At 66.0% G+C, this 9,378-nt stretch carries 7 protein-coding genes; 1 reads left to right on the forward strand and 6 read right to left on the reverse strand.

What is annotated here, in order from left to right:
• Positions 1 to 67: 67 nt before the first annotated feature.
• The 6 genes from DBV14_RS13080 to ugpB form a co-directional block, all read right to left on the reverse strand.
• Positions 68 to 2,494, reverse strand: coding sequence for a DUF3772 domain-containing protein (locus DBV14_RS13080; RefSeq protein WP_124459609.1), 2,427 nt, complete (start codon positions 2,492 to 2,494; stop codon positions 68 to 70).
• Between the two features lie 63 nt (positions 2,495 to 2,557).
• Positions 2,558 to 3,304, reverse strand: a complete 747-nt coding sequence (gene ugpQ, locus DBV14_RS13085; RefSeq protein ID WP_124459610.1) for a glycerophosphodiester phosphodiesterase — start codon at positions 3,302 to 3,304, stop codon at positions 2,558 to 2,560.
• 15 nt (positions 3,305 to 3,319) lie between these two features.
• Complete coding sequence (gene ugpC, locus DBV14_RS13090) at positions 3,320 to 4,327, reverse strand: sn-glycerol-3-phosphate ABC transporter ATP-binding protein UgpC (RefSeq protein ID WP_124459611.1); 1,008 nt, start codon at positions 4,325 to 4,327, stop codon at positions 3,320 to 3,322.
• Positions 4,328 to 4,330: 3 nt separating this feature from the next.
• Entirely contained in the window at positions 4,331 to 5,182 is an 852-nt protein-coding gene (gene ugpE, locus DBV14_RS13095; protein WP_124459612.1) for a sn-glycerol-3-phosphate ABC transporter permease UgpE, read from the reverse strand.
• 39 nt (positions 5,183 to 5,221) lie between these two features.
• On the reverse strand, positions 5,222 to 6,103 hold the full coding sequence (gene ugpA / locus DBV14_RS13100) for a sn-glycerol-3-phosphate ABC transporter permease UgpA (RefSeq protein ID WP_124459613.1): 882 nt from the start codon (positions 6,101 to 6,103) through the stop codon (positions 5,222 to 5,224).
• Between the two features lie 96 nt (positions 6,104 to 6,199).
• Positions 6,200 to 7,510 carry a sn-glycerol-3-phosphate ABC transporter substrate-binding protein UgpB gene (gene ugpB / locus DBV14_RS13105; RefSeq protein ID WP_124459614.1) on the reverse strand — a complete coding sequence of 437 codons (1,311 nt, stop codon included), beginning with the start codon at positions 7,508 to 7,510 and terminating at the stop codon, positions 6,200 to 6,202.
• A 239-nt stretch (positions 7,511 to 7,749) separates the two neighbouring features.
• Between ugpB and serA the strand changes: the two genes are divergently transcribed.
• Positions 7,750 to 8,982: a phosphoglycerate dehydrogenase gene (gene serA, locus DBV14_RS13110; protein ID WP_124459615.1), complete on the forward strand. Its 1,233-nt coding sequence runs from the start codon at positions 7,750 to 7,752 to the stop codon at positions 8,980 to 8,982.
• Positions 8,983 to 9,378 lie beyond the last annotated feature (396 nt).

A 9,378-nucleotide genomic window follows, 5' to 3' on the forward strand; every position in this document is an offset into this window, starting at 1 on the left:
GCGTGAGCGGCGCCCTGAATGGACCAAGCAGCAGCACCAAAACGCCAACCGAGATGGCAGATAGGCGTCAGCCAGACACGCCCGGAATCGGCGAATTGGTAGTCGAAGGCACGGCAGGCGCAGCAGCCGGCTCGCTGGGCGCCATCATGAAGGTCGTCGGCGTCGCCATCGGGAGCGATGCCTTCTTGAGCTCGTCGAGGATCACGAACAGCAGGTCGCTGCGCACACCGCCCGCCAACCGTGGGCTCGCTACATACGCGATTGCCTGGAAGATCAGCAGCCCGTTCTCGATGCCTTCCAGCGTCAGCGACGGTGCCGGCGTTTCCAGCACCCCTTCGTGCGCGCGGCAGGCCTCAAGGATCAGCTCGCGCACCCGCTGTGCATCCGTCGTCAGCGGCATCGGCAGGCGGATCAGCACGCGGCCCTCGGCATTCGCCAGCGTCATGTTGCGAACCGTCTTCGTGATGAACTCCGAATTTGGCACGATCAGCGTCGAGCGGTCGCCCAGCTGGATCTCCGTGGCGCGTACGTTGATTCGCCGCACGTCGCCCTCGGCCGTGCCCAGCACCACCCAGTCGCCCACCTTCACCGGCTGCTCGGCCAGCAGGATCAGCCCCGAGATGAAGTTCTGCACGATCGCCTGCAGGCCGAAGCCGATGCCCACCGACAGCGCGCTCGCTACCCACGCGATGCGCTCCACGCCGATGCCCAGCGCCGACAGCGTGAACGCGATCACCAGGATGCCGCCCACGTAGCCCAGCAGCGTGGTGATCGAGCTCTGCATGCCGGGTTCGAGCTGCGTGTTGGGCAGGTAGCTGCGCTCGAGCCAGCGCTTGAACACGCGCAGCACGATGAAGCCCACCACCGCCACCGTGAGGGCACTCAGGATGGCGCCGGGCACCAGCTGGAACTCGCCCACCTTCACGCCCGAGCCGAACTTGCCGCTGCGCTGGAACACCTCGCCGGGGCCGGTGCCCAGCGGCGCGGCGAGCGCCACCAGCATGTAGAAGAACAGCGCAACCCGGCTGATTGCCGAGAGCACCGTGGCGGCCTGGTCCAGCGTCTGCGGCGCCAGGTTGAAGGTTTTCTGCAGCCGCTGGCCGAAGCTGCTGCGCGACGACACGATGGCCATGAACACGTCGTCGGCGAACTTGAACAGCACGTAGAAGGCCGCGGCCACGATGCCGCTCCAGGTGATCTGCGAGGCCATGAAGCTCGCCAGCGCCACGTAGCCCAGCGCCACCAGCACCCAGATCGCGATCATCAGCGCGCCGATCAGCGCCACCAGCAGGCCGACCCACATCGGCCGCTCGGGCAGCCCGGCTTCGGGCGCATCGGCGCGCAGCGGCTTCAGCAGGTACAGCACCACGCCGACCAGCCCGGTGAGCACCAGCGCCGTGAGCACGTGCGTGGCCACCACGGCCGCGAAGCTGGCGTCGATCAGCGCATTGACCTCGGCCGGCGTCCAGGCCAGCGCCGCCACCAGCGCGACCAGCCACGGCAGGGCGGCAAGGCGCGTGGCCATGGCATCGGGAATCGGCGGCAGCCGCCACGAAGGGCGGCGCGTGGCCAGCAGCCCGCGGCCCAGCCCGATCACGAAGGCCATGAACACCATGGCCTGTGCCGCCGACTGCAGCGCCTTGCGCGCCTTCGGTTCCCAGGTGGCGTATTCCTTGAGCACTTCGACAAAACCATGCGCGGCCACCGCGACCAGCAGCACGTGGCTCGCCACGATGCCGATCACCAGCACCGAGCGTCGCAGGCGCCCGGCCGGCAGGAAGCGCGCGGCCATGCGGGTCAGCGCATGTTCGGCGGCCCACGTGCCGAGCACCGCGAGCAGCAGGGCAGCAATGAGGGCGGCAAATATTTGCAGCCGAGTCTCGGGCTGCAGGGCGGTCCGCAGGCTGCCTTCCGCCGAGGCCACCATGGCCTTCAGCCGCTCCAGGTCGTCGGGCCAGGCTTCCTTCAGGTCGCTCCAGAACTCACCCGTCAGCGGCGAGGCCGCGCGCTCGGTGAGCTGCGCCTCGAACAGCGCCCGGCGTTGGCTGACCAGGTCGGTGCCGCGCTGGCGCACGTCGACGGACAGAAGGCGCGCCAGCCGGATGTCGGCGTCGAGCGCGTTGCGCTCCTTGGTCAGGCGCGCGCGCTGGCGCGTGATGTCGGGGTCTTCGGTGGCGCCGGCGGCCGGCGGGTTGCCGAGCTCGCCGAGCCGTGCATTCAGGTCGGCCAGCTCGCCGGTGCGCGCGGTGACGAACTTGTCGGCCTGCGTGCCGATGTCGTTGATCTGCGAGAGCAGCTTGCGCGCGTCTTCATCGGTTTCGGCCTCGGCCGAGAGCTTGGTGAACTGCGCGCGCAGTTCGGCCACGGTGGGCGCCGGCACCGCGGGGGCGGCGCTGTTGGCGCCATTGAGGTTGCTGTCTGGCTGCGCCATCGCGCCGCCGTACGTCAGCAGGGCGCCGAGGCAGAAGGTCGCGAGGCGTAGGGTCCAACTCATGGCCGCATCATAGAAGCCGCCATGTCGTAAGGGCCGGTAAGAAGTAAGTGCGTCAGTGCAGCTTCAGCTGGCCGGACTGAACAGGTCCACCCGGTCGGTGATGATGCCGTCGGTGCCCAGGTCGATCAGCCGCTGCGCGGCCCATTCGTCGTTGACGGTGTAGCTCAGCGCACGCAGGCCGGCACCGTGCACCTGCGCGACCACGGCGGCATCCCACAGCGCGTGGTTGCAGACGATGGCCACGCAGCCGAGGTCGCGGGCCGTGTCGAGCCAGCCGTTCCAGAGCGTGTCGAGCAGCAGGCCGCGCGGCAGCTCGGGCTGCACGGCGAGCGCGCCCTTCAGCGACTCGACCTGGAAGGACGTGAGCAGCGGTGGAATGGCCGCGCCCTGCCACAGGCGCGCGGCTTCGCGCGCCACCACTTCGCCGGTCTGGCGCTCGGTGCCGGGCGTCGGCTTGATCTCGATGTTGAGCAGGTGCTCGTTGGCACGGCAATAGCGCGCCAGGTTTTCCAGCGTGGGCAGCGGCTCGCCGGCGAATGCACGCGAGTGCCAGCCGCCCGCGTCGAGCTGCGACAGCGCGCTCCAGGGCTGCGCGCCGCCGATGCCCTGGCCGCTGGTGGTGCGGTCGAGCGTGGCGTCGTGCATCAGGAAGGGCACGCCGTCGGCACTGAGCTTGGCATCGCACTCGAACATGCGGTAGCCGTGCGAGGCGCCGAGCTTGAAAGCCGCGAGCGTGTTTTCGGGCGCGAGCTTGCCGGCGCCGCGATGCGCGACCCAGCGGGGGTAGGGCCAGGGTTTCAGTGCCGCCATCGGTCCCGCCTGCCTTCAGTCCGCGCGCTTGCCGGAGCCGGCGTCGAACCAGTGCAGCTTGTCTTCGCGCGCGGCGATCTTCACCGTGTCGCCGGCCACTGGCGGATGGTCGCCTTCGTCGGTGCGCATGATGATCTGCTCGTCGCCGATGCGGCCGTACACCAGGCGCTCGGCGCCCAGCAGTTCGACCTGCTCGACCTGCACCGTCCAGCCGCTTTCGTCGAGCTTCATGTGCTCGGGGCGGATGCCCAGGATCTGGCCGGGGCGCACGCCCGGTGCGTGCCGTAGCAGGTTCATGGGCGGCGAGCCGATGAAGCTGGCGACGAAGGTGGTGGCAGGGCGCGAGTACACCTCTTCGGGCGTCGCAAACTGGTCCATCACGCCGCCGTTCATCACGATGATGCGTTGTGCGAGCGTCATGGCCTCGACCTGGTCGTGCGTGACGAACAGCGAGGTAATGCCCAGCTCGCGGTGCAGCTTCTGGATTTCGAGGCGGGTCTGCGCGCGCAGCTTGGCGTCGAGGTTCGACAACGGTTCGTCGAACAGGAACACCTGCGGCTGGCGCACGATGGCACGGCCCATGGCCACGCGCTGGCGCTGGCCGCCCGACAGCTCGCGCGGCTTGCGCTCGAGCAGGTGGCCCAGTTCGAGAATCTTTGCGGCCTTGTCGACGCGCACCTTGATCTCGGGCACCGGCACCTTGGCGATCTTCAGGCCGTAGGCCATGTTCGCGAACACGGTCATGTGCGGGTAGAGCGCGTAGTTCTGGAACACCATGGCGATGTCACGCTCGGACGGTTCCAGTTCGTTCACGACCTTGCCGCCGATGGAGATCTCGCCGGCCGAGATTTCTTCCAGGCCGGCCACCATGCGCAGCAGCGTGGACTTGCCGCAGCCCGAGGGCCCGACGATGACGATGAATTCATGGTCGGCAATCTCGGCGCTCACGCCGTGGATGACCTGGTTGGCTTTCGGCCCGTGGCCGTAGCGCTTGATGACGTTGCGTAGGGAAAGAGCTGCCATTTTTTATTTCTCGGTATCCACAAGGCCCTTGACGAACCACTTTTGCATCAGGATCACCACCAGCGCGGGTGGCAGCATCGCAAGGATGGCGGTGGCCATCACGACGTTCCATTCGTTCTGCCCGTCGCCGCCGGCAATCATTCGCTTGATGCCGACCACCACGGGGTACATGTCTTCGCTGGTGGTCGCGAGCAGCGGCCACAGGTACTGGTTCCAGCCGTAGATGAACTGGATCACGAACAGCGCGGCAATCGACGTTTTCGACAACGGCAGCAGCACGTCGAAGAAGAAGCGCATGGGGCTTGCGCCGTCCATGCGCGAGGCTTCGGTGAGCTCGTCCGGCACCGTCAGGAAGAACTGGCGGAACAGGAAGGTGGCCGTGGCCGACGCGATCAGCGGCACCGTGAGGCCCGCGTACGTGTTCAGCATGTTCAGGTCCGACAGCACCTTGTAGGTGGGCAGGATGCGCACCTCCACCGGCAGCATCAGCGTCACGAAGATGGCCCAGAAGCAGATCTTCTTGAACGGAAAGCGGAAGTAGACGATGGCGAAGGCCGACAGCAGCGAGATGGTGATCTTGCCGATGGCGATGACCATGGCCGTCACGAAGCTCACCCACATCATGTGCGCCACCGGGGCGTTGGAGCCCGCGCTGTTCTCGCGCCCGAAGAGCGCGCCCTTGTAGCTGTCGACGATGTTCGAGCCGGGCAGCAGCGGCATCGGCGCCTGCACGATCTCTTGCGCGGTGTGCGTGGAGGCCACGAACGCCAGGTAGAGCGGGAAGGCGACGATGAGGACGCCCAGGATCATGATGACGTGGGCCAGGATGCCGTGGGTGCCGCGTTTCTCAACCATGTCGCGCTCCGCCGAGTTCGGTTTTTTCTTGTTGCTTCATCAGTACTGGACTTTCTTCTCGACGTAGCGGAACTGGATGACGGTCAGCGCCACCACGATCACCATCAGCACCACCGACTGCGCGGCCGAGCCGCCCAGGTCCAGGCCCTTGAAGCCGTCGTGGTAGACCTTGTAGACCAGGATGGTCGTGTCCTTGCCCGGGCCGCCCTGGGTGGCCGCATCGACGATCGCGAAGGTGTCGAAGAAGGCGTAGACCACGTTGATCACCAGCAGGAAGAAGGTGGTGGGCGACAGCAGCGGAAACTGCACCGTCCAGAAGCGGCGCCACGGGCGCGCGCCGTCGATGGCCGCGGCCTCGATGAGCGACTTCGGAATCGACTGCAGCCCGGCCAGAAAGAACAGGAAGTTGTACGAGATCTGCTTCCACACCGAGGCCATCACGATCAGCGTCATGGCATGGCCCGAGTCGAGCAGGTGGTTCCAGTTGATGCCGATCTTGCCCAGCGCGTAGGCCACCACGCCCAGCGACGGCGAGAACATGAAGACCCACAGCACGGCCGCCACGGCGGGCGCCACGGCGTACGGGAGGATCAGCATGGTCTTGTAGAACATGCCGCCGCGCACGATGCGATCGGCGAACACGGCGAGCATCAGCGACAGGCTGATGCCGATGCCGGCCACCAGCACCGAGAACAGCGCGGTGGTCTTGAACGACTCGGCATAGGCCGGGTCGTTGAACAGTTCCTTGAAGTTCTGCAACCCGACGAACTCGACCGAGGTGCCGAACGCGTCCTGCTGCTGCAGCGACTGCAGGATGGCCTGCCCCGCCGGCCAGAAGAAAAACACGAGGATCACCGCCATCTGCGGTGTCAGCAGCAGCCAGGGCAGCCAGCCCGAGCGAAAGAAAACGCGTTTTTCCATGAACCCTCTACGTAAAAAATCCCGCCGTGCTCGCCTTCGGGAAGGGGAGCAGGGCGGGCGATATTAGCCGGACACGAGGGCCCGGGTTATCAATCGTTAGCTTTTGTTCGCTTTTTGGAAGCGTTCCAGCTGTTCGTTGCCGCGCGTCACGATGGCGTCCAGGGCTTCCTTGGCCGTCTTCTTGCCGTTCCAGACCTGTTCGAGCTCTTCGTCCTCGATGGCGCGGATCTGCACGTAGTTGCCCAGGCGGATGCCGCGGCTCTTGTCGGTGACCTTGCGGATCATCTGCGTCACGGCCACGTCGGTGCCGGGGTTCTGCTTGTAGAAGCCCGAGTCTTCGGTGAGCTTGTACGAAGCGGTGGTCACAGGCAGGTAGCCCGTGCGCTTGTGGCTGGCGGACTGCACTTCAGGCGTCGAGATGAAGCTGAAGAACTTGGCAACGCCCTTGTATTCGGCGGCCTTCTTGCCCGACATGACCCACAGGCTGGCGCCGCCGATCACGGTGTTCTGCGGTGCGCCCGGCACGTCCGGGTAGTAGGGCAGGGGTGCCAGGCCGTAGGCGAACTTGGCGTTCTTGGCCACGTTGCCGTAGAAGCCCGAAGACGTGTTGATCATGGCGCACTCGCCCGACACGAACGACGCTTCAGGCACGTTGCCGCGGCCCTTGTAGATGAACAGGCCCTGCTTGGACATGCTGGCCAGGTTCTCGATGTGGCGCTGGTGCAGCGGCGAATTCACCTTCAGGCGGGCGTCCAGGCCCTGCAGGCCGTTGGCCTTGCTTGCGAATTCCACGTTGTGCCAGGCCGAGAAGCTCTCGACCTGCGTCCAGTTCTGCCATGCCGTGGTGAACGGGCACTTGTGGCCGCTGGCCTTGAGCTTGGCGGCGGCTGCCACCACTTCGGGCCAGGTCGCCGGTGCCTTGTCGGTCGGCAGGCCGGCCGCCTTGAAGGCGTCCTTGTTGAAATAGAAGATGGTGGTCGAGCTGTTGAACGGGAAGCTCAGCATCTGGCCGTTGGGGGCGGTGTAATAACCGGCCACGGCGGGGATGTAGGCGGCCGGGTCGAACTTCTCGCCCGCGTCCTTCATGACCTGGCCGACCGGAATGATCGCGCCCTTGCTGGCCATCATGGTGGCGGTGCCCACTTCGAACACCTGCAGGATGTGCGGTGCGTTGCCGGCGCGGAAGGCCGCGATGGACGCCGTCATGGATTCGTCGTACGTGCCCTTGAAGGTCGGCACGATCTTGTATTCCTTCTGGCTCTCGTTGAATTGCTTGGCCAGGTCGTTGACCCACTCGTTGTTGACGGCGGTCATGGAATGCCACCACTGGATCTCTGTCTGGGCCTGGGCTGCATTGAACAGCGTGGCGGCCAGCGCCGATGCCAGCGCGAGCGTCTTGAATCGCATGAAGACTCCTGAAGGGAAAAATAGAAAGCGCGGATGCTAGGGCATGTAAGTGACACGGCCGCGTCACATTGGCGCACGGACCCGGGGCCTATTCCAATCGGGGAAACCCCCTTGGCCTTGTTGCCATCGGAGCCCGGCGCGGGCCTTGGCCCTGCATGTTGCGTTGCACCATGCTAGCATCGCCTTCCCCTTTTTTCGGCCTAGCCTGTTGCCGTGGCCGGGGCTTCCGCGAGACCGTCATGAGCAGCAAAACCTCCCTCGACAAAAGCAGGATCAAGTTCCTTTTGCTCGAGGGCATCCACCCTTCGGCCGTGGAGGTGCTGCGCGCCGCCGGCTATACGAATATCGAGTCGTTGCCGGGCGCTTTGCCCGACGCCGAACTCAAGGCCAAGATCGCCGACGTGCACTTCGTCGGCATCCGCTCGCGGACCCAGCTGACGGCCGAGGTCTTTGCCGCCGCGCACAAGCTGGTGGCCGCCGGGTGCTTCTGCATCGGTACCAACCAGGTCGACCTCGAAGCTGCCCGCGAGCATGGCGTGGCGGTGTTCAACGCCCCCTATTCCAACACCCGCTCGGTGGCCGAACTGGTCCTGGCCGAAGCCATCCTGTTGCTGCGCGGCGTGCCCGAGAAAAGCGCGGTGGCGCACCGCGGCGGCTGGCTCAAGTCGGCCGACAACGCTTTCGAAATCCGTGGCAAGACGCTGGGCATCGTGGGCTACGGCTCCATCGGCGCGCAGCTGTCGGTATTGGCCGAGGCGCTGGGCATGCACGTGGCGTTCTACGACGTGGTCACCAAGCTGCCGCTGGGCAACGCCCGCCAGGTGCGCGAACTGCACCAGCTGCTGGCACAGAGCGACATCGTGACGCTGCACGTGCCCGAGACGCAGGCCACGCAATGGATGATCGGCGAGGCCGAAATCGCCGCGATGAAGCCGGGTTCGATTTTGATCAACGCGTCGCGCGGGACGGTGGTCGAAATCGAAGCACTGGCCAAGGGCCTGAAAGAGAAAAAGCTGCTGGGCGCCGCCATCGACGTGTTCCCGGTGGAGCCGCGCAGCAACAAGGACGAATTCCAGTCGCCGCTGCGCGGGCTGGACAACGTGATCCTGACGCCGCACATCGGCGGCTCGACGATGGAGGCGCAGGCCAACATCGGGCTGGAAGTGGCCGAGAAGCTGGTGAAGTACAGCGACAACGGCACCTCGACTTCTTCCGTCAATTTCCCCGAGGTGGCGCTGCCCGCGCATCCCGGGAAGCACCGTCTGCTGCACATTCACCGCAACGTGCCGGGCGTGCTGTCCGAGATCAACAAGATCTTTTCGGACAACAACATCAACATCTCTTCCCAGTTCCTGCAGACGAACGAGAAGGTCGGGTACGTGGTGATGGACATCGACGCTGCCTCTTCGGACCTGGCGCTGGAGAAGCTGGCGAAGGTGAACGGGACTATTCGGAGCCGCGTGCTGTTCTGAACCTGCTGTTCGGGGGCTCGGCGATGGGCGCTGTGCCCTTGGGCGGCCGACGTCACCGGCCGCTTCGCGGCTTCCCTGCGCTGCTCACGACGGGCGGGGTCTCGCAGAACTCGCTGCGCTCAAACAGCTGCGAGCCCTGTCCGCCCGTCGCTCCGCTGCTCGGCGGTGCCTCAACGGCCGCCCAAGGACACAGCACCCATCGCCGCGGTCAGAGCAGTAGTTGATCGCCCCTCTTCGGACCCCGTTCCCTGTCTTGCTCCCTCTCCCTCTGGGAGGGGGTTGGGGTGAGGGCCACAGCATCAACGCCACGACCAGCGCCCGGTATGCGGTACGGCCCGGTCAGCCCCTCTGGGCCGCCGAGGAGCGCAGCGTTTCGCGGACAGGGCTCGCAGCTGT

The sequence above is a fragment of the Variovorax sp. KBW07 genome, assembly GCF_003852515.1.
GTDB lineage: Bacteria > Pseudomonadota > Gammaproteobacteria > Burkholderiales > Burkholderiaceae_C > Variovorax.

What these genes read in the sequence shown, in the direction of transcription:
- ugpB (WP_124459614.1), bottom strand. Translation starts at nt 7,510, where the DNA reads ATGCGATTCAAGACGCTCGCGCTGGCATCGGCGCTGGCCGCCACGCTG.
- ugpQ (WP_124459610.1), bottom strand. Translation starts at nt 3,304, where the DNA reads ATGGCGGCACTGAAACCCTGGCCCTACCCCCGCTGGGTCGCGCATCGC.
- ugpC (WP_124459611.1), bottom strand. Translation starts at nt 4,327, where the DNA reads ATGGCAGCTCTTTCCCTACGCAACGTCATCAAGCGCTACGGCCACGGG.
- ugpA (WP_124459613.1), bottom strand. Translation starts at nt 6,103, where the DNA reads ATGGAAAAACGCGTTTTCTTTCGCTCGGGCTGGCTGCCCTGGCTGCTG.
- DBV14_RS13080 (WP_124459609.1), bottom strand. Translation starts at nt 2,494, where the DNA reads ATGAGTTGGACCCTACGCCTCGCGACCTTCTGCCTCGGCGCCCTGCTG.
- ugpE (WP_124459612.1), bottom strand. Translation starts at nt 5,182, where the DNA reads ATGGTTGAGAAACGCGGCACCCACGGCATCCTGGCCCACGTCATCATG.
- serA (WP_124459615.1), top strand. Translation starts at nt 7,750, where the DNA reads ATGAGCAGCAAAACCTCCCTCGACAAAAGCAGGATCAAGTTCCTTTTG.